We start from the raw sequence: 20530 nt of genomic DNA, 5'->3' as shown, positions 1-20530 counted from the left end.
CCTAAGACAGGGAGCTCGCAACAATCTTTTCACTACGAATTACACGGATTATCACAGACTGAAAGCAAATAAAGCAGTACTTTTCTTGATAATCCGTATAATTCGTATTGCCTTTTCAGGATTTAAAGTCTTTCACTGCTTTCTTCAGCCTTTCTAAATCCAGTTCTCCGGATTGCCTCCAAAGCTGTTCGCCCTCTCTCATTAAAATAAATGTCGGGACCGATTCGATCGTATAGAAATTAGCCAGAGCATCTTCCTGATCGATATCGACCTGTACCACCTCAAGAGTCCCTTTCATAAGTTTCCTGAATTCTTCTACAACGGGCTGCATGCGTTTGCAATGAGGACACCACGTAGCATAAAATTCTGCCATTACCCAATCAGCGGTTGCTAATTTTTCCCTGTTCCGTTCTTGACGGGCTTCTTTTTTCTCTTCCATATCGGTATGTTTTTAAATAACTGACTGCACTCCGAAACAATACCCAAAAAGAAAAGTTTGCAGTATAACATTTATTTAGGCTATAGCGATCTAAAGAAATTGAATTTGAGGCTATGGGAAAATACTTTTTAATAAGAACCGGACAACTGTAATTATAAATTCGGTAGATTACTCTTTAAGACTTGGAGCACAAAGTTTCCCAAAAGCCACAGAAACAGCACCACCACATTAAGCGAATCTGCACGATGCGACAGGGATGCGAACCATATAGCCAACTTCGAAGATTGTTTCGTACGCCACATCCATATCTATGGTACAAAGAATATTGATCCCATGGATACCCTGACCACACGGCGATTGAGTAAGGCACAAAAGTTATGCAACGGCAAAACGGCATCTCTGCCGAAGGAAACAACCGAACAAAGAATTGCTCCAATGTTAGTTGTGCCGACAGCTCTATCTATCACCACGATACGTTTGGCTTCCCGGCATACTTCTTCCACACTTCGTAGTTAGGGACACCACATGACATAAAGTACGTATGCTACACATAAATATATATCACGCTCATCTATATAGACCGAAAAAGTCAACGCAAACACTCCACTATCCGCCTCCCGTTATAGCTATCTTGATAACTCTCTCCAGCTTGTTTTCAAAGATACGATAAGCTTCTTCTATTTCGTTCAACGGAAACCTATGCGTAATAAGAGGAGTAGTGTCTATCCTGCCTTGCTCAATCAGACTGAGAATCTCGGCACAATCGCAACCATCTACCCCACCTGTTTTGAAGATCAAGTTCTTGCCATACATATCGGGCAAAGGTAAAAACTGAGGTTTGTCATAAAGGGCTACGATGGTAACGATGGCATTGGGGCGGGCACACTCCCACGCCAGACGGAAAGTTTCTTCGGAACCCGCCACTTCCAACACGACATCCGCTCCACCATGATCGCTGTTGCAGAGTACAAAATCCCTACAGTTTTCAGGTTCTGTCACCAGCACGTCAGAATAATGTTCACGAACAAACCGGATTCTCTCAGCAGACCGTTCACAAACAATAATGCGCCGTGGCTTCTTTAACATCACACACAGCAAAGTACAGATTCCGGTAGGGCCGGCACCTATAATTAAAACCGTATCATCTTCGGATATCTCTGAAATGCGAGCAGCCCAGAACCCCGTCGCAAGCACATCACCTACAAACAGAGCTTGTTCATCACTGACATTATCGGGAATGCGGTTCAATCCTTGGTCAGCATAAGGGACCCTGACATATTCCGTCTGTCCGCCATCAATACGGCAACCTAATGCCCACCCTCCATCGGGATCAGTACAATTGTTCACATATCCGTGTCGACAGAAGAAGCATTCTCCACAAAAAGTCTCGACATTGACTGTCACTCTATCACCGGGTCTGACGGAAATGACGCCGGAGCCTACTTCCTCCACAATGCCCACCATCTCGTGGCCGACTGTAATACCAGGAACTGCACGCGGAACACTGCCATGTTTAATATGAAGATCACTGGTGCAGATACTGCCAAGTGTTACACGTACGATTGCATCCCGGGCATCTTTTATTTGTGGCCTCAACTTCTCCAAAAGTTCAAACTTCCCATGTTCGACATATGTATATGCAAGCATTATATCTCCTCCTGATTAATCAATATATCCATATATGCAGCAAAAATAGTGATTTCATCGGTAAAACATATACTTTAATATCTGTTTCTGACTCATGGATAGCATCACTTCACCGGATAGAGTATGTTTTCTGTGTACCCTTCCCTGGAGCATTGCCACTTCAATATCGGCCTGTTTCCCCGTTTCTTTCTATAATTAAGTATACTTTTACAAGTGGTATGCCGTACATTTTTATCAGAATTACGCCAACATTGCATCGTGTCTTTTTGTTTTCTTTAAAGTATGGAGAACGGGATTAAAAAAATATTAAGAGATAAATATGGACTTTTTGAAAAAGATATAGAAATATTGCTTGAAAAGTTCACAAAATTTTCTGTGCCCAAGAGAGAGATTATCCTTCAAGAAGGGCAAACAGATCACTATATCTATTTTGTTGAGAAAGGGATTGTAAAAAGTACGATTCTAAGAGAGGGCAGAGAATTTATCATATTTTTTGCATTAGAAAATGATGCCCCACTCAGTTCACCCAACCTGACAGAGAGCAGACAATCACTATATACTTTAGAGGCAGTAGATACTTGTATTTTATGGAGAATCTCCCGTAAAGACTTAGCCACCTCATTCAAAGACTCTCTTAATTTATCCAATTGGGGAAGAATGATTCTTCAGGAATGGCTTACTTCATCTTCTTTCTATTTTTCATCTATCCACTGGATGAGCAAAAAAGAACAATATCAATATCTACTTAAAGAAATGCCCAAACTGATACAAAGATTATCAATGAGAGACCTCTCCGCATGGCTGGACATAACTCCACAATCCTTAAGTAGAATCAGGGCCGATATGCATTAATTATCTTTTGGTAACTTTTCATTCTTCCCTGTAACCTACCTTTGCGCTCAAATTTTAATTCTGTATGATATGAAAAGTTTAAAAGGTATTATTTATGCAATGATTTCATCAGGTACATTTGGGCTCATTCCATTATTTACAATTCCATTAATGGGAAATATGGAAATGAATGAATCCAACATTCTTTTTTATCGATTTCTATTTTCTACCCTTATGATGGGAGCAGTATGTCTTTTGCACAAAAGTACTTTAAAAATAAATATGAAACATCTGATCTCTATCATCGGTTTAGGTGCCTTGTATGCTCTTACAGCGCTATTTCTTATTTATTCCTACCATTATATAACTAGTGGAGTGGCTACAACCATTCACTTTCTCTATCCAATTTGTGTCAGCTTCTTAATGGTAGTATTCTTTAAAGAACAAAAATCCAAATCTCTATTCTTAGCAGCCTCACTCTCACTAATCGGTGTTGCACTTATGTGTTGGTCGGGAGGAGGCAGTATCCGATTGATGGGTATCGGACTCGCAGCTCTTACGATATTAACCTATGGGATATATATTGTTGCTCTGAATCAATTGGATATAGGTAAATTACCTGCTGAAGTGCTTACGTTCTATGTGCTTTTAGGCGGTTGCGTAATCTTTTTCATCTACAGTCTATTTACAGCAGGTATATCCTCCATCCCCAGCACAAAAGCCGGATTTTATATTTTGGCATTGGCATTTCTATCTACCGTCATCTCCGACCTTACGTTGATTTTAGCGGTAAAATATGCCGGTTCGACAACAACAGCCATCCTTGGTTCAATGGAACCTTTGGTCGCAGTGGTTGTAGGCGTATTGGTATTTTCGGAACATTTCACATTACAATCATTAATCGGTTTATTACTGATACTAATGTCTGTTATCATTGTAATATTAGCCGATCAACAAAAAAAGTCGAAGAGAATCACAGAACAGAAAATCATTAAGCCACATTGAGGAATAGAACTCACAATTAGTCTCAGACAATTGTCTTCTACCAATATCTTTATTAAAAGCGTAATGAAAAGTCATTAGAAGGAAAGAGAGGGTATCTGATTAGCATATCTCTGTCGCCTTCCAGCACCTTCCTGTATTCAGCGATACAATATACCTATGGGGGACAAACGAGAAAAGTCCGATCATGCGCACATGACGAGGGTCAGGAGACCGATCCGCAAGTAGCCGATTCTGATAATCATGAATATCGTGAAAATCATCGTCACAATAACGGTCATTCTTTCTAAGAATCTGTCTCCCCCCTTCATACCCCGATTAAATGTTTATTTCTCACAACCTTTTTATTTTGATATTTTCAATCGCTTTCTACTTTCTTTCTTCTTCTCATTCTCTCTCACTACTTGCAGCATTTCATTGATCAATTCCTCTCCGTCTTGCGAATAAAAATACTTTGTCTTTTCCACCCTCTCAACCATATTTCCCCATTTATCATATTTAGAAAGTACAATACGTTTAGACGTATCCGAAAGATAAACGCATCTTACCTCTTTCCCATTCTTATAATAAGTGCTATCAATATCCGTGCAATCGTCCAGTACAATACGATCAACGTGAATATCAAAACTATCCGACTTAAATTCCGTGAAACTACCTGTGAACTTCATGTCAGCGTCGAATATAAATTCCTTTTTCCCTTTTTCGTCAACAATCGTCTTGTTAATAGAACTGACAATACCATTCTTTATACATTTCCTGATAAGGGTGTCTCCTGCCATTTTCTCTATATCGCACACGATGTCATAGTCCTCGTCTGTACGGGGAATCCTTTTTTTAGCTTCCTCATAAGATAGTCCCCGAAAGAAGTAAGTGGTTCTTTTTTTCCCTATGTCAAAATAGTATTGCACTCTTTTTGTTAGATTACCATTCCCGTCGTATTCATTCTTTTCCTCATAGTCGTTGTCTTCATGCAGTACATAGTCATTGTTTATATTTCTAACATACACTAATTTGAGTTTACTTTTATCATAATATTTCTGCAATAAATAATCAATGGTATCCCCTTGAGCATTTAATGTTAACACCTCCTCCCTTTGGGGAGCATATCTCATAATCTTGATATTTCCCGACCTCTTTGACTTTCTTCTTACTGTAAACTCTTCGTTGTTGATATACGTATAATAATACGTGCTTTTATCATCAATTAAATCAATTGTTTCAGAATCTTCTTCATACCTATGATGAGATGTTCTGGTCAATTGTACCTCTGACAAACGATTATTTTCATCATACTTGTTTTCATAAGTCGTCATGGTTATTCGATCATAAGATTTCTCTTCCGAAACCGTTTTAGTTCCACACGCATACAAAACGAAGACCAAAAACAATAATTTTACTTTCATTGTATATCTTTTTTGGGGCAGGGCAGTGTCGGCAAATCAATAGATTTTCTTATTAATAACTCCTTCCTGTAAATCCCGTATCGTTAATCGTTGATATTCTTGTTTTCTTCTCATGAATGTCACATCAGAATACGTATTCGAACTTCCTGCGTATTCTTCTATTAGCCTAATCAAATCTCTATTTATTTGTATTTTCATTTAAATCATCAACTTCGACAGATCCCATTAGTGTCAAAGCACAATAAATTTCATTTTTCACACATTCATTACATAAGGGCAACCTATATAAATCGGCAGATTGTTGCTTTGGTTGAGACTTACCTAAACAACTTATGACAAACAACATGCAACAAACAATTCTATTGATTTCATAATACAAAATTAGTGTATAGTCTTTTTGCCCGTCTGTACAGCCTGCAAACGTTATTTGATTATTGTTATGTTCTTGGCTGCGATGACAGGCTAATCATGTTTTTCACTTGTCCAAGCATAAATATAAAAAGTCTCGTAAAACCTTGATTTTACGGGACTTACTTTTACTTTTCCGTCATTTATCTTTGACGCTCAGCGGAGAGACAGGGATTCGAACCCCGGGTACCTCGCAGTACAACGGTTTTCAAGACCGCCGCAATCGACCACTCTGCCACCTCTCCAGAACTACGGTTAAGTAGTGCTTTTCTCTTAAAGCGATGCAAAGGTACGAATCATTTTTAAATCCACAAACATTTTGCCATTTTTTTCGTGGAATAATCGTATTTTTGCGGAACAATTCAATTGAAACTGTTATATAGATAAATTAGATAATCCATGATATATCCCCAGAATTTTGAGCAGAAAATAGGATTCGACCAAATCAGACAATTATTAAAAGACAAATGTCTCAGCACATTAGGAGAAGAGAGAGTGAACGAAATGAATTTTTCCGATCACTTTGAGGAAGTTGATAAACTGCTGAATCAGGTTGCAGAATTTGTTCGCATCATACAAGAGGAAGATAACTTTCCCGACCAATTTTTTTTCGATGTCCGCCCCTCTCTGAAACGAATCCGGATAGAAGGAATGTACATGGACGAACAAGAATTATTTGATCTACGACGTTCGTTGGAGACCATCCGGGACATCGTCCGTTTCCTGCAGCGCAATGATGATGAAGAAGAATCGGATTGTCCCTACCCCAGCCTGAAAAAACTGGCCGGTGACATAACTGTCTTTCCACAACTTATCACCAAGATTGATGGCATTTTAAATAAATATGGCAAAATCAAGGATAATGCTTCGACCGAACTGTCACGCATCCGACGGGAACTGGCTAACACGATGGGAAGTATCTCACGTTCGCTTAACAGCATACTCCGAAACGCACAATCCGAAGGCTATGTGGACAAAGACGTGGCACCAACCATGCGCGACGGTCGATTGGTTATTCCAGTGGCTCCGGGATTAAAACGTAAAATCAAAGGAATCGTCCACGATGAATCGGCCAGCGGAAAAACTGTATTTATCGAACCAGCGGAAGTAGTGGAAGCCAACAACCGTATCCGTGAACTGGAAGGGGATGAATGCCGGGAGATTATCCGTATCCTGACTGATTTCTCTAACACCCTGCGTCCTTCTATCCCGGAAATACTGCAATCGTATGAATTTCTTGCCGAGATAGACTTCATTCGTGCCAAAAGCCACTTCGCCATTCAGACAAACAGTATCAAACCCAGTCTGGAGAACGAACAATTATTGGACTGGACAATGGCCGTCCACCCACTATTACAACTTTCGCTTGCCAAACATGGAAAGAAAGTAGTGCCTTTGGACATAGAACTGAATCTCAAACAGCGTATCCTTATTATATCCGGCCCCAACGCCGGAGGTAAATCCGTATGCCTGAAAACAGTCGGGTTACTACAATATATGCTGCAATGCGGCATGCTCATACCCATGCACGAACGAAGTCATGTAGGGTTGTTTGGCAGTATCTTCATCGACATCGGTGATGAACAATCCATTGAAGACGATTTAAGTACCTATTCTTCACACTTGACCAATATGAAAATCATGATGAAGAACTGCAACGAACGAAGTCTGATTTTGATTGACGAGTTCGGTGGAGGTACAGAACCCCAGATCGGCGGAGCTATTGCCGAAGCTGTACTGAAACGATTCAACATAAAGGGTACTTTCGGTGTTATAACTACACACTACCAGAATCTAAAACATTTTGCAGAAGATCACGAAGGTGTAGTAAACGGTGCCATGCTATATGACCGTCATCTGATGCAGGCACTTTTCCAACTTCAGATCGGTAATCCGGGCAGTTCATTCGCTGTAGAAATCGCTCGTAAAATCGGATTACCGGAGGATGTGATCGCAGATGCTTCTGAGATTGTGGGAAGTGAATACATCAATGCCGACAAGTATTTGCAGGATATCGTACGTGACAAACGTTATTGGGAAGGAAAGCGTCAGACTATCCGCCAGCGCGAAAAGCATATGGAAGAAACCATTGCCCGCTATCAGGCTGAGATGGAAGAATTACAAAAGTCGAGAAAAGAGATCATCCGTCAGGCAAAAGAGGAGGCGGAGCGGTTGTTGCAAGAATCAAATGCACGTATCGAGAATACCATCCGTACCATAAAAGAGGCACAGGCTGAAAAAGAAAAAACACGTCTGGTACGCCAGGAACTGGCGGACTTCCGTGAATCGATAGACAACCTGACTTCCAAGGAACAGGAAGATAAGATAGCCCGAAAGATGGAGAAGCTGAAAGAGAAGCAAAACCGCAAGAAGGAGAAAAAGCAAAACGGCACCAAAGAACAGCCGGCAGTTCAGCAAACTCCCAAAGCGACTCCCATCACCGAAGGGTGTCCGGTACGTATCAAAGGACAAAGTTCGGTCGGAGAAGTACTTGAAATCAACGGGAAGAATGCCGTGGTAGCCTTCGGCAGCATCAAGACAACTGTAAAGACGGAGCGGCTGGAACGCAGCAACGCAGTCCCCCAAAAACAAGAGTCTGCCAAAAGTTCTTTTGTCAGCCACCAGACTCAGGACAGCATGTACGAAAAAAAGCTGAACTTCAAGCAAGACATCGATGTACGGGGAATGCGAGGAGACGAAGCTCTACAAGCTGTAACCTACTTTGTAGACGACGCTATCCTGGTCGGTATGAGCCGGGTACGCATCCTGCATGGGACCGGTACGGGCATCCTGCGTACCCTTATCCGCCAATATTTGCAAACCATACCGGGAGTCCGCCATTTTGCCGACGAACATATCCAATTTGGGGGTGCAGGTATCACGGTAGTCGATTTGGCATAAAAAAAGAAAAATATGAAGAATAACCTGTTAAGTGAAAGATTAGTTTATAACGGTGAGAGCCAGACTCCCACCCACCTGCATTTGTGTACTTACAACGCTCTTGTGATGCAGGAGGTTTCAGATGCCAATTTCCAGACTGTCGCCAATTCTCTCAACCGCGAGCAGATCAACTGGCTACAGGTGCACGGACTTCAGAACACTGAAGTCATTCGGGAAATATGCAGTCACTTTGAAATAGACTTTCTTATCCTTCAGGATATTCTGAATGCCGAGCATCCCACTAAAATAGAGGAGCATGACAAGTACACAGTGCTTATCATGAAGCTATTCCGCTTCAACAACAAAGAAGAGAAAAGCCCGGAAGATGAACTGGATGAACTGGAACAGCAACAAGTATGCATCATCCAAGGAAGCAACTTTGTACTCACCTTCCTGGAAAACGAAACCGATTTCTTTGACGATGTCACCTCTGCCCTTCACAATGATGTACTAAAAATACGGGGCAGACAAAGCGACTACCTGCTCAGTGTCTTACTAAACAGCATAATGGGGAATTACATCGCCACCGTATCTACCATCGACGACTCCCTGGAAGACCTGGAAGAAGAGTTGCTCACCATCAGTGACGGTAACGATATCGGCATCCAGATACAGGCACTCCGCCGGCAGTACATGCTGATGAAGAAAGCCATTCTTCCATTAAAGGAACAATACGTGAAACTCCTGAGGGCGGAAAACTCCCTGATGCACAAAGTGAACCGTGCTTTCTTCAATGATGTCAACGACCATCTGCAATTCGTATTGCAAACCATCGAAATATGCCGGGAAACCCTATCGTCCCTGGTTGATCTTTACATATCCAACAATGACTTGCGGATGAATGATATCATGAAGCGCCTCACCATTGTTTCCACCATCTTTATTCCGTTGACTTTTCTTGTCGGAGTGTGGGGAATGAACTTCAAGATTATGCCCGAATTAGACTGGCGATATGGATATGTATATGCCTGGATATTGATGCTCCTGGTGGGCGGAGCCGTATACTGGTTTTTCCGAAAGAAGAAATGGTATTAAGTTACCAAAAATGTTGAAAAAACAATTACCTTTGCGCAACAACCTAATTAGCTAATATGAAATCAATAAAAGAACTCTATCGCATTGGAACCGGACCTTCGAGCAGTCACACCATGGGACCTCGCAAGGCAGCAGAAATGTTCCTCACACGACATCCTGAAGCAGCATCGTTCAAAGTGACCCTCTACGGAAGCCTGGCGGCGACAGGAAAAGGACACATGACGGATGTAGCCATCATTGACACACTGAAACCGACCGCACCGGTAGATATTATATGGCAACCCAAAATCTTTCTTCCTTTCCATCCGAACGGAATGAACTTCGTGGCACTTGATGCCGGCGGCAATGAACTGGAAAACTGGACTGTCTACAGTGTAGGAGGAGGTGCATTGGCCGAAGACAACAAACAACCGTCTATTGAAAGCCCGGAAGTATACTCCATGAACAGCATGACCGAAATTCTGGATTGGTGCGAACATACCGGAAAGAGTTACTGGGAATACGTGAAAGAATGCGAAGATCCTGATATATGGGACTATCTGAAAGAAGTATGGAATACGATGAAGGAGTCTGTCCAGCGTGGTCTCGAACAAGAAGGAGTGCTGCCCGGCCCGTTGAACCTGAGACGTAAAGCTTCCACATATTATATCCGCGCTACCGGGTACAAGGCTTCTTTGCAGTCGCGCGGATTGGTATTTGCCTATGCGCTTGCCGTAAGTGAAGAGAATGCCTCGGGAGGCAAAATCGTAACGGCACCCACATGCGGATCGTGCGGAGTGATGCCTGCCGTTCTTTATCATCTTGCCAAAAGCCGTGAGTTCAGTGAGATGCGTATCCTCCGTGCATTGGCAACAGCCGGATTGATAGGTAACATCGTCAAGCAAAATGCTTCCATCTCCGGAGCAGAAGTCGGTTGCCAGGGAGAAGTAGGTGTGGCATGCGCCATGGCATCGGCTGCCGCCAACCAGTTATTCGGAGGAAGTCCGGCCCAAATTGAATATGCTGCCGAAATGGGACTGGAACATCACCTGGGGATGACTTGTGATCCGGTATGCGGATTGGTACAGATTCCCTGTATCGAGCGTAATGCTTACGCGGCCGCCCGCGCATTGGATGCCAATCTATACTCTTCATTTACCGACGGAATGCACCGTGTCTCTTTCGACAAGGTAATACAAGTGATGAAACAAACCGGCCACGACCTCCCCTCACTCTATAAAGAAACAAGTGAGGGTGGACTGGCAAAGGATTATAAGCCGATGTAAAAAGCAATTCTCCATAAAGCGCAAGAGGATGTGCAAAACTCACCACAGATTGCACATCCTCTTGTTTTTACTATTCACGTGCCTCGGTCGGCACATTCAACCTTTAAACCCTGGGCCAATGTGTGTCGTCACCGTTGGTAACATCTTTTTCGTGCAGCAAACCACCGCCTTCCGAAAAATACAAGTCTACCTTTTTACCCTGTTCCACAGTCACCACAAATTCCGTAAAGGGTTCATTCGGATATTCCAATATCGCCACATCATCCACTACCCAATTGCTGTAACTCGACTCCATAAAAGCCGTCAACACTGCCGGCGGCAGGTTATTGATACTGTTCAACTCTGTTTCCGTCATCAGCCAGTTGGCATTGGCATCGAACCAAACTTCCTTCTCTCTGCCGTCGGCCTGGCAGTCGGCTACGTAATAAACGCCCTTTTGCTCCCATTTAATGGCAGTGGCATTGGGATAAAGCTTCTTCAGTGCATCCTGAATGGCCTGGCTCGGCGGAAGATATCCCGTATCGTCATCATCGCCACACGAACTGAAAGCAAACACAACCGACAGCAACACGGCTGTCAACAAACTAAATTTCAAAGATTTCATAATCAAGGTCTTTTTTAATAGGTTTATTCCAATTTATCAATGCTCCGCTTTACGAAACTTACCGTCTTTGGTAAACTTCAAGCTCAAATCCGTATTCAACTCGACTTCATACCCCTTGCGGTCGCGCTCTATCTGAGTCACAAATTCAGAGTGATACCCATTGGCTTTCATATATTCCTTCACGAAGTCAGGGACAATTGTTGCAGGAACAGCCGCTTTTTTACAATCCACTTCAATCCAGTTGCCCAGGTTATCAAAGTCGATCTCGGTTGCATTAGTCAACAACACATCGTACTTCTTTGTTTGCAGAATCCCATTTTCTATCTTAATATGCGAAATCTGCGGATTAGAAAAGTGCTGATTAATAAAGTTACGTGCCGGAAGAGGCAATTTCATCGCGTCCTTCGTAATGATTTCACCTGCAAATGCTAATTGGACGGCTACGATAGCCAATACAAGAATAGATAAAATCTTTTTCATAATCGTTATTTTTTTAGTATCAATAATAAGTTTCGGAACTATTTTACACTGCAAATAACGAGTTAGAAACAGGAAAGATTTGGGAATAAATGAAGAGAAGAGACCTTTTTGTATTTTTTAACGGGCGGATGTGTCTTCATCGTACACCTCTTCCAGAAGCTCTTCTTTCTTCATACTTATTTTTCCGTCGGGTGAGATCGTGATGGAAATAGGTACATACAGGTCTGTCTGCGGATAGCAGATACTGGCAGCATAGACAATTCCTTCGGGAGTCGTTTTATCATAAACAATCCCTTCCAAGATAGATTTCGCCATAAAATCATCTCCTATCAGAGACCCGAACTGCTTTTTGGTAAAAGTCCGGCTGAAAACACGTTCGTTCCCACGCGTCAGTCTAAGCACTATCTGATTGTCGACATACGTATTCCCCATCTGGCTTACCACCCGGGGAAGCGAATCATTGGGCGTACGGGAAATAAACGAATGGTACTCTTTGCCTTTATATTTAATATCTACCTCGCTCTTACGGGCCGTCATGCGCTGCACTCCATGTGCATCGGTGCTATCCTGCATCAAAACACGGATATCGCTCTTTTTCTTTTCAGCCGAACCGGAACAAGCAGCGACGGCCATAAGCATTGCCAACCCAAGCAGATAAATAAGCTTTTTCATATTCGAATTATCAGTTTATTAAATCGTACGGCAAAGGAACAAAAAGCGAGGGAAATATACAAGTATTTTGGTAATTAGTAATTGACAATTAGTGGTGGGCCGGCCACTATGCCGATGTCCGGTCCATCACTAATCATCAACGCAGAAGTTTATCTTCCGCCTCCTCTTCTCTGCTCCCGCTCGGCCTGCTTCTTGGTATAAGCAGCATACTGGTCTTTCGTCATAATTTTCTTCAGACCGGCCTCGTAGGACTCACGCGAAGCTTTCATCTCCTGACGCATCTTTTCTCTGTCCTCTTTAGACATGCGAGGAGCTTTTCTCTTATCCTGTTTACAAGTGCAGCTGTCGGTAGCCTGACTCTGCCCCTTCTTACCTTGTCTCATTTCCGGCTTCATCCTTCCGGGACGCTCTCCCATCTTTTGCACGAAAGCCATATTAACCTCAAGCAACTCTTTCTTCTGAGTTTCATTCAAGGAGTATTCTTTCGCCATACGTTCGGTCATGCGTTCGGCACGTGTTTTCGGGTCCATATCCTGACCGCCTCTGCGCGGACCTTGTGCCATCGCCATTCCTCCCATCATTAACAGGGCTGCTAATAAAAAACTTATTCTTTTCATTGTTCTTTCCTTTTTTAAGTTATCAAATAATCATCTGTCTTTTTTGTTGCAACTGTTTATATGACTAAAAAGTAAGAGGGAAGTTTAAAGGTGAGGGCAACTTTAACAAAACGCAAACTTCTTTCTATTTTGATTAGATTACTCGAATTCACGCACTAACGACTCATAGGCATTGGATGCGGATAAGGAAGGGCGTTAAAGTAGCATTCTGTCATATTGATAATCGAATGGTCCCAGATTGGCTTTTTTCCGGGCAAAGATACGGTGAAGTGATTTTTTCGTCTCCTTTTCCCGTCAGCAATTTCCGTTTTATCACTTTAAGTTCCTGTTTCTATGCAAGGAAGCGGTTCTTCAAGAAAGAAAAGAACAAAAAGGACAGTATTCAATCCTGATGCTTCCCTTTTATCTTTTTCAGCATGTTCATTTCCGGAGGGCAACCAGAAAGAAATCCTTCTTTTTTCCTCTTCGGAACAATTACAATATATGTAATGAGGGAAAACATATAGAGATATTCCAAAAAGAAGTAAGCATTTTCTCAACTTGCTTGCGTCTTTCGGAGCAAATGCTTACTTCTTTTTCGGAAAACACCGGCACTTCCCGACCCAAACACCGGCTTTCGGATATCAAAAGCCTGCTTTCTGGGGAAAAAATGCCCTGCTTCGGCACTTCCGCTCTTCCCGTTTGACTTGAACCGCAAAAGACCCGGTTACTCCCCAAGGGATATTCTTCTCTTTCTGACAGCTAAAAGAAGAAAAAGGTATCAAAACGAAAGCCACTCCCATTTATCGTACACCGGACATACGAAACAAGGCAGCCTATAAGGTTTCATCTATCAGCCGATAAATATTATCAATCGGATTTTTTGCTGAAACGGGAAAATTCGCCCTATTTTTGCATCGGAAACAAATAAGAATGAATCTAAATAAGAAACAATTATGGAACCAATTATCAACTCACAGATGCCTGAATTCAAAGTACAGGCTTTTCAGAACGGAAGTTTTAAAACAGTAAGCAGCGAAGACGTAAAGGGAAAATGGGCTATTTTCTTCTTCTACCCGGCGGACTTTACCTTTGTGTGTCCGACCGAACTGGTAGACGTTGCCGAGAAATACGAACAGTTCCAAGCTATGGGTGTAGAAGTATACTCGGTAAGCACCGACTCACACTTCGTACACAAAGCATGGCACGATGCTTCGGAAAGCATCCGTAAGATCAAATATCCGATGTTGGCAGACCCGACAGGCGTATTGAGCCGTGGATTCGGTGTGATGATTGAAGAAGACGGAATGGCTTACCGCGGAACGTTCCTCGTCAATCCGGAAGGAAAAATCAAGATTGCCGAAATACAGGATAACAACATCGGACGTAATGCCGACGAGTTGCTCCGCAAAGTAGAGGCCGCGCAGTTTGTAGCTACTCACGACGGAGAAGTTTGCCCCGCTAAATGGAAAAAAGGCGAAGCAACCCTGAAGCCGAGCATCGACCTGGTCGGTAAGATCTAAACAGCAATCCTATGAAGACCGGTATCCCACATATCGGTCTTTTTTAGCTCTTGACGATAAATCTTTCCAAATCATTCATCTCTAATCTTCGATATAATGTTAGACTCAGCTATAAAAGAACAATTACGTACCATCTTCGCCGCATTGGAGGCGAACTATACATTCGACATCACCGTCTCACCGCAACACGAAAGCCGCAACGAACTTCTGGAACTCCTGAACGATGTGGCATCCTGCTCCGAGAAACTCTCTTGCCGGATCAATGAAGGCAAAGGACTGGAATTTACACTTCTCAAAGGAGAACACAGGACAGGTATCACTTTCCGGGCCGTTCCCAATGGGCATGAATTCAGTTCCCTACTGCTTGCCATCCTGAATGCGGACGGAAAAGGCAAGAACTTTCCGGACGAAGGCATCTGCAACCGGGTAAAATCATTGAAAGGACCTGTCCGCCTGACAACTTACGTGTCACTGACCTGTACCAACTGCCCCGACGTGGTGCAGGCACTCAACGCCATGACCACGCTGAACGGACAGATTCAGCACCAGACCGTGGACGGAGCCATCAACCAGGCGGAAGTAGAGGAACTGAAAATACAGGGGGTTCCTTCTGTCTTCGCAGACGGTAAGCTGATCCACGTGGGACGTGGTGACTTTGGCGAACTGTTGGCCAAACTGGAAGAACAATATGGAACGGAGACGAACAGTGCGGAAACTTCCATCAAAAAATATGATGTGATTGTAGCCGGCGGAGGTCCGGCCGGTTCGGCCGCTGCCATCTATTCGGCCCGTAAAGGCTTGAATGTAGCGGTCATTGCCGAACGGATCGGCGGACAAGTAAAAGAAACAGTAGGCATAGAGAACCTGATCTCCGTACCTTCGACAACCGGAAGCCAGTTGGCCGATAATCTGAAAACCCACATGTCACAATATCCCATCGATTTGCTCGAACATCGCCAGATCGAAAAGATAGAGCTTGATGGAAAGGATAAGGTTCTGACAGCCAAAGGAGGAGAACGTTTCTCAGCTCCGGCGGTAATCGTTGCCACCGGTGCAAGCTGGCGCAAACTGAACGTACCGGGTGAAGCGGAATATATCGGCCGTGGGGTGGCTTTCTGTCCGCACTGCGACGGACCTTTCTACAAAGGGAAGCAGGTAGCTGTCGTGGGGGGAGGAAATTCCGGAATCGAAGCAGCCATCGACCTGGCAGGTATCTGCTCCAAAGTTACGGTGCTTGAGTTTATGGACGAGCTGAAAGCGGATCAGGTTTTACAGGAAAAACTGAAAAGCCTGCCGAATGTAGAAGTTCTTGTTCATTCGCAGACAACCGAAGTAGTAGGCAATGGAGATAAGGTGACCGGCATCCGTGTCAAAGACCGCAAAACAGAAGAAGAACGGGTGATCAGCCTGGATGGCATCTTTGTACAGATCGGTTTGGTAGCCAATAGTGGTATTTTCCGCGATGTGGTTGAAGTAAATCGTCCGGGCGAGATCGTGATCGATGCACATTGCCGTACCAACGTGCCGGGAATTTATGCTGCCGGAGACGTTTCCACCGTCCCCTACAAACAGATTATCATCGCAATGGGAGAAGGCGCCAAAGCCGCATTAGCCGCATTCGAGGATCGGATGCGAGGAGAAATTTAAACGACAGGATAATATCAAGGGGGCATTTATTCACCACAGGGTAACACAGAGTTCCACAGAGTGAGTATTAAGTCACGGATTGTCGACATGAATACTCTGGGTTATTCTGCGTTACTTCGTGTTATTCTGTGTTACTCTGTGGTGAAACATTACTTAATCTTAAATGTCACCAGCAGTCCTTTATGGTCGGTTGGCCATACATCCAACGGTAACAGGAAATTATCTTTTGATGTCTCCTGCACCCTCTTATTACGTACGATAGAGCCTTTCGGGCCAAAGACAATCGCTTTCTTTGCTTCAAGATTCTTTCCTTTGTAGAAAATAAAGTCGATACGGTCACGTTCGTCCGCTTTCGGTGCCCATGTCAGTTTACCGGGTTCTTTCAACGGATTATCTGCCGGATATGTAAATCCCGGATGAGTCAGTGGATTCGGATAAATGTGACGATATGTATCCACAAACCCGTTTTGCTCTAACAACGTAGTTACTGTCCAGGGAATTACCAGGCCATTGTGATCGTACAGATTCTTATTAGCCTCAATCCAATCCAGATGTGACGGTTCATTGAAGTCACCGCCTATAATCACGCTATAACCATTTGCAATATCCTTTTGAGCCTGTGCAATGAACATCTTGATGGCATCGTCACGCTGAGAAGCCACATTCACCTTCAAAACTTCTTCTACAGTAGTCGGAATAGGTATCTCTTTCCAGCTGGAACCGTCATAACCCCGTACGTTATAGTAAGCACAATCCAGGTAATCCAAATGGCTGGTGTAGACTGCCACCTTGTGTCCGTTTACGGAACTTGTCAGCCTGTAGATACTTCCGTGGTCTCCGTTCTCGGGGAATACAGTGAGCGAGTCTGTGATCGGATGCTTGCTCAGCAAACCTGTGTCATACGTATAGAAAGAATAATAATCCAGTCCTTTCTCTTTCAGAGAAGCCACAATACGCTCGTTGAAGCGAGTGTTATGATAATTACGCACCTCGCTGAACGTCACAAAGTCGGGTTGCAAGCGCACTATCTCGTTAACGATTGCATCATATCCTCCCGGAACCATTGTACCTTCCTGCCATACATTCCATTGCAGAACCGTAAACTCACCCTTTCCTTTACTTTGTCCCATCATGGCGACAAGTAGGAAAAGCGTCATAAAAATAATCTTTTTCATTTTATCAAATTTATATTATGTGCATTGTTTTTCTTCAGGTTGTGACAGTACTGTTTATTTGAAGACCTGTATCATGCGTCCGATCGCAAGCAAACAGACTAAAACAAATAACTTTTTCATGGTATTCTATCTATATTTAAGTTTTGTCTTTTGTGTATCTTCTATTCTTTAATGAAATCGGCAGGATAGGTTACCTGTTGTACGACTCCTTCCTTCAGGCGTATCCACGTACGGAAGCTGTTTGCATTTTCATCCAACTCAATCACTCTCGCACCATTTGTAAGGTGATTATATACTGTGTTGCCACCCGTATAGCGTCCGTATGCCAGCAAGATTCCCTTCCATGACACGGCATAATCATCATCGTGATCGTGTCCCACAAATACACCTCTCACATCTCCCATCTCTTTCATGGCGGCAAACAAGCCCGAGTTTAACTGGGGGGCGCATGCTTTTTCTTTACGAATGCCATAAAGTATTGCACTCTCGGAAGAGGCAGCCTGATTATACTCCGGCAAAGCTATATGAAAAAACGCATACGAAGAAACCGGAACGCCATTATTTTCTTCAGTAAACTTCTTACTGTTCTCACGATACCACTGTATCTGGTCAAATTTGATGTAATCGTATCCATTCACTCCCTTGATCTGTGAATAAGAATGAGAGTCGATACAATAAAGAACCGTTGCATTGCGCTTGCCGTCGGAAGCTTTCACCGGTAAGATAAAATTTGTCACTCCCGAAATGCCCGGAGTAGTCTGTGTCAGGTTAAAAGGAACAGATTGGATGATCTTCAACAATTCTTCACGGGTCAGTCCCTGTTCGTTATCGTGGTTACCGAAAGTCACCGCAAAAGGGATTTTTCTTTTAGATACCAGATTCAGCACTGTACGCATTCCTTCTTCCGCCGGTTTGCCATAAATCACATCTCCCGTAAAAAGAACAAGGTCGGGCTTTTCCATATCCAATACCTGATTGATACGTTCGATCGATACATCCGAACGAGGATCATTATAGATATAATGAACATCGGTAAACTGGACAATCTTAAACTTACCGTCTTTGTTAAACTGAAGAGTCTGTTGCTGCGCATTTGCCAGCTGAAGGCTTCCCAACAGGATGGCCAACAATAAATAAATTTGTTTCATGGGTTTGATTATTTGGGTATAAAGAAGGGGGGATGTGTCATAACTCTTTTTTCACCACGGAGTAACACAGAGTATCACAGAGTCTTTTATTAATAATCAACAACTTAAAATTACCTCTGTGTTACTCTGTGTCCTCTGTGGTGAGTTATGAAACACCCTCTTTCTTCAAAAAAGTAATGTTTACTGAAGAATCCACATTAACTTGTTCACATCGTCCGAACCATTGTACTGACGCTGAACAGCTTCGTTGGCATTATCAGGATTGTAACTGAACTCAGCTTCCGGATACATCCATCTTGTAGGAATCTTATCTTTTTCCGCATTCAGGTTGGTATTCGGGTTGATAGGCAATACCGGATATCCGGTACGGCGATAATCATAATAAGCATCATACGGATGCTGCAGGAACGAGGCGAGATAACGTTGCAGCAAAATCATTTCCAGATCTTTCTCCTTGTCGCCGGACAACTGTATAACCGGTTGTGCCAGATACTCCTGGATATACTCTTGCGTTATGGCACGTCCGTGAGTATATTCTTCTTTATCGGGGGTATTGTCTGCTATGAAATTCATACTGGCTTCTATACCTTTCTTATAATAAGTAGAAGCATCTTCCGAAATCCAGCCACGTACAGCTCCTTCTGCCAGAATAAAATTCTGTTCTGCATAACTCAGCCGCATCAAAGGCTCACCTTCCGGAACACGGGTATAGCGGAGGTTTGCCAGGCAAAACTCACCTTTTCCGTACGATACGGAGATATTTGAATAGCTGTCCGAGGGATCAATCGAAAGATAAGCATCCCACTCGGAATCCTTTATACCTTTATCTGTCTGGGCTTTGGCGGGAGAAGCATAATAGAACATACGATAATCGTTGAACTTCTTCAGGTTATCGATCATCACACTCGACATCATCAGATAATCAGAATGTTTGTTCTGAGTGTAATAGAACGGATAAAGTTGTCCGGCCTTATTAGAGTATACCAACTGGAAGTTGTCCGCATTCGAAGTCATCAGTGAACCCGAAGCTGCCAGGCGGGCAAAGCGTTCTTTCACTTTCAGATCCGCATCCGCATCTTTCTTACACAAGTGAGTCAGCACTTTCAGTTCAAAAGCGACTACAGTCTTTTTCCAGTTTTCGGTGTCACCGCCAAAAACAGGATCACCGTCAAAGTCACTGCCCGATGTGAATAAAGTATACGCTTCTTCCAAGTCTTCCAATACCTGGCGCATCACCTCTTTCTGTGTATCGTATTTAGGTTTCTGAACGCCCTCTTCACCTTTCAATGCGTCACTGTAAGGAATATCCCCCACTTCCAGCGATTTATAGAACAGCTTGTAGGCTTTCATAAACTTAGCCAGAGCTGCATACGAATCTTTATCTCCCTCATTGGCTGCATCGACCATCTTCTGACAGTTTGTAAGAATGGTATAGCCGTCAAAATCTGTCCTGCCAAACAAATTGTATTGTTCATCCGAAGCATTTTCCGACCATGCAATCTGTTTGCTCAGCATGCTGTGGTACACAAAGTTCTTAGCAGAGCCCTGTTGTGTGATGTTCAGGATAAGTTTTGTAGCCAACATAGGTGCTGTCACCTTGGTTGCGGCATCGGGGTTCGTATTCAAATCATCAAACTTGTTACAAGATGCCAGAATCGTAGCACTTGCTGTAAGTAAAAGCAACGTTTTATTTATTAGTTTCATAATTTCCTTTT

17 protein-coding genes, 1 tRNA gene and 1 pseudogene are annotated in these 20530 nt (G+C 43.2%); 7 read left to right on the top strand and 12 right to left on the bottom strand.

Annotation, left to right across the window (positions count from 1 at the left end; genetic code table 11):
• Window positions 1–115 precede the first annotated feature (115 nt).
• The 3 genes and pseudogenes from FDF36_RS09140 to FDF36_RS09130 form a co-directional block, all read right to left on the bottom strand.
• Entirely contained in the window at window positions 116–439 is a 324-nt protein-coding gene (locus FDF36_RS09140; protein WP_220391124.1) for a thioredoxin family protein, read from the bottom strand.
• 311 nt (window positions 440–750) lie between these two features.
• Window positions 751–951, bottom strand: a pseudogene (locus FDF36_RS21215) (TrmH family RNA methyltransferase); the annotation flags it as partial.
• Between the two features lie 94 nt (window positions 952–1045).
• Window positions 1046–2086 (bottom strand): alcohol dehydrogenase, encoded by a 1041-nt coding sequence (locus FDF36_RS09130; RefSeq protein WP_220391122.1) that lies wholly within the window; start codon window positions 2084–2086, stop codon window positions 1046–1048.
• Between the two features lie 282 nt (window positions 2087–2368).
• Here FDF36_RS09130 and FDF36_RS09125 point away from each other — a divergent pair, with 282 nt between their 5' ends.
• Both FDF36_RS09125 and FDF36_RS09120 read left to right on the top strand, forming a co-directional pair.
• Complete coding sequence (locus FDF36_RS09125) at window positions 2369–2938, top strand: Crp/Fnr family transcriptional regulator (RefSeq protein WP_032567553.1); 570 nt, start codon at window positions 2369–2371, stop codon at window positions 2936–2938.
• Window positions 2939–3007: 69 nt separating this feature from the next.
• Window positions 3008–3922 carry a DMT family transporter gene (locus FDF36_RS09120; protein WP_005785992.1) on the top strand — a complete coding sequence of 305 codons (915 nt, stop codon included), beginning with the start codon at window positions 3008–3010 and terminating at the stop codon, window positions 3920–3922.
• Between the two features lie 341 nt (window positions 3923–4263).
• On the opposite strand, the gene FDF36_RS09115 is transcribed toward FDF36_RS09120, so the two are convergent.
• The gene (locus FDF36_RS09115) at window positions 4264–5322 is read right to left on the bottom strand and encodes a hypothetical protein (protein ID WP_011202350.1); all 1059 of its coding nucleotides are present in this window, start codon (window positions 5320–5322) and stop codon (window positions 4264–4266) included.
• 568 nt (window positions 5323–5890) lie between these two features.
• Window positions 5891–5975 (bottom strand) — tRNA-Ser (locus FDF36_RS09110).
• A gap of 154 nt (window positions 5976–6129) precedes the next feature.
• Here FDF36_RS09110 and FDF36_RS09105 point away from each other — a divergent pair.
• From FDF36_RS09105 to FDF36_RS09095, 3 genes are read left to right on the top strand one after another with little or no spacing between them, the layout of a single operon-like run.
• On the top strand, window positions 6130–8631 hold the full coding sequence (locus tag FDF36_RS09105) for an endonuclease MutS2 (RefSeq protein ID WP_220391121.1): 2502 nt from the start codon (window positions 6130–6132) through the stop codon (window positions 8629–8631).
• 12 nt (window positions 8632–8643) lie between these two features.
• Window positions 8644–9705 carry a magnesium/cobalt transporter CorA gene (gene corA, locus FDF36_RS09100; protein ID WP_220391120.1) on the top strand — a complete coding sequence of 354 codons (1062 nt, stop codon included), beginning with the start codon at window positions 8644–8646 and terminating at the stop codon, window positions 9703–9705.
• A gap of 56 nt (window positions 9706–9761) precedes the next feature.
• Window positions 9762–10970: an L-serine ammonia-lyase gene (locus tag FDF36_RS09095; RefSeq protein WP_220391119.1), complete on the top strand. Its 1209-nt coding sequence runs from the start codon at window positions 9762–9764 to the stop codon at window positions 10968–10970.
• 103 nt (window positions 10971–11073) lie between these two features.
• Here the strand turns inward: FDF36_RS09095 and FDF36_RS09090 are convergent, their stop codons facing one another.
• The 4 genes from FDF36_RS09090 to FDF36_RS09075 form a co-directional block, all read right to left on the bottom strand.
• On the bottom strand, window positions 11074–11574 hold the full coding sequence (locus FDF36_RS09090) for a PepSY-like domain-containing protein (protein ID WP_220391118.1): 501 nt from the start codon (window positions 11572–11574) through the stop codon (window positions 11074–11076).
• A gap of 36 nt (window positions 11575–11610) precedes the next feature.
• Window positions 11611–12054 carry a PepSY-like domain-containing protein gene (locus FDF36_RS09085; protein WP_220391117.1) on the bottom strand — a complete coding sequence of 148 codons (444 nt, stop codon included), beginning with the start codon at window positions 12052–12054 and terminating at the stop codon, window positions 11611–11613.
• Between the two features lie 117 nt (window positions 12055–12171).
• Window positions 12172–12726: a DUF4738 domain-containing protein gene (locus FDF36_RS09080; protein ID WP_220391116.1), complete on the bottom strand. Its 555-nt coding sequence runs from the start codon at window positions 12724–12726 to the stop codon at window positions 12172–12174.
• A 149-nt stretch (window positions 12727–12875) separates the two neighbouring features.
• Entirely contained in the window at window positions 12876–13343 is a 468-nt protein-coding gene (locus tag FDF36_RS09075; protein WP_220391115.1) for a DUF4890 domain-containing protein, read from the bottom strand.
• Between the two features lie 935 nt (window positions 13344–14278).
• On the opposite strand from FDF36_RS09075, the gene ahpC reads away from it, so the two are divergent.
• The gene (ahpC, locus tag FDF36_RS09070) at window positions 14279–14845 is read left to right on the top strand and encodes an alkyl hydroperoxide reductase subunit C (RefSeq protein WP_005775969.1); all 567 of its coding nucleotides are present in this window, start codon (window positions 14279–14281) and stop codon (window positions 14843–14845) included.
• A 96-nt stretch (window positions 14846–14941) separates the two neighbouring features.
• Window positions 14942–16492 carry an alkyl hydroperoxide reductase subunit F gene (ahpF, locus tag FDF36_RS09065; RefSeq protein WP_220391114.1) on the top strand — a complete coding sequence of 517 codons (1551 nt, stop codon included), beginning with the start codon at window positions 14942–14944 and terminating at the stop codon, window positions 16490–16492.
• Window positions 16493–16641: 149 nt separating this feature from the next.
• Here the strand turns inward: ahpF and FDF36_RS09060 are convergent, their stop codons facing one another.
• The 3 genes from FDF36_RS09060 to FDF36_RS09050 form a co-directional block, all read right to left on the bottom strand.
• Window positions 16642–17649, bottom strand: coding sequence for an endonuclease/exonuclease/phosphatase family protein (locus FDF36_RS09060; protein ID WP_220391254.1), 1008 nt, complete (start codon window positions 17647–17649; stop codon window positions 16642–16644).
• 179 nt (window positions 17650–17828) lie between these two features.
• Window positions 17829–18815, bottom strand: a complete 987-nt coding sequence (locus FDF36_RS09055) for a metallophosphoesterase family protein (RefSeq protein WP_220391113.1) — start codon at window positions 18813–18815, stop codon at window positions 17829–17831.
• Between the two features lie 180 nt (window positions 18816–18995).
• Entirely contained in the window at window positions 18996–20519 is a 1524-nt protein-coding gene (locus tag FDF36_RS09050; protein WP_220391112.1) for a SusD/RagB family nutrient-binding outer membrane lipoprotein, read from the bottom strand.
• Between the last annotated feature and the right edge of the window lie 11 nt (window positions 20520–20530).

This window comes from Bacteroides fragilis (assembly GCF_019583405.1).
GTDB lineage: Bacteria > Bacteroidota > Bacteroidia > Bacteroidales > Bacteroidaceae > Bacteroides > Bacteroides fragilis_B.
The sequence above is the reverse complement of the archived record's forward strand: the minus strand, read 5'-3'. Positions and strand labels throughout refer to the sequence as shown.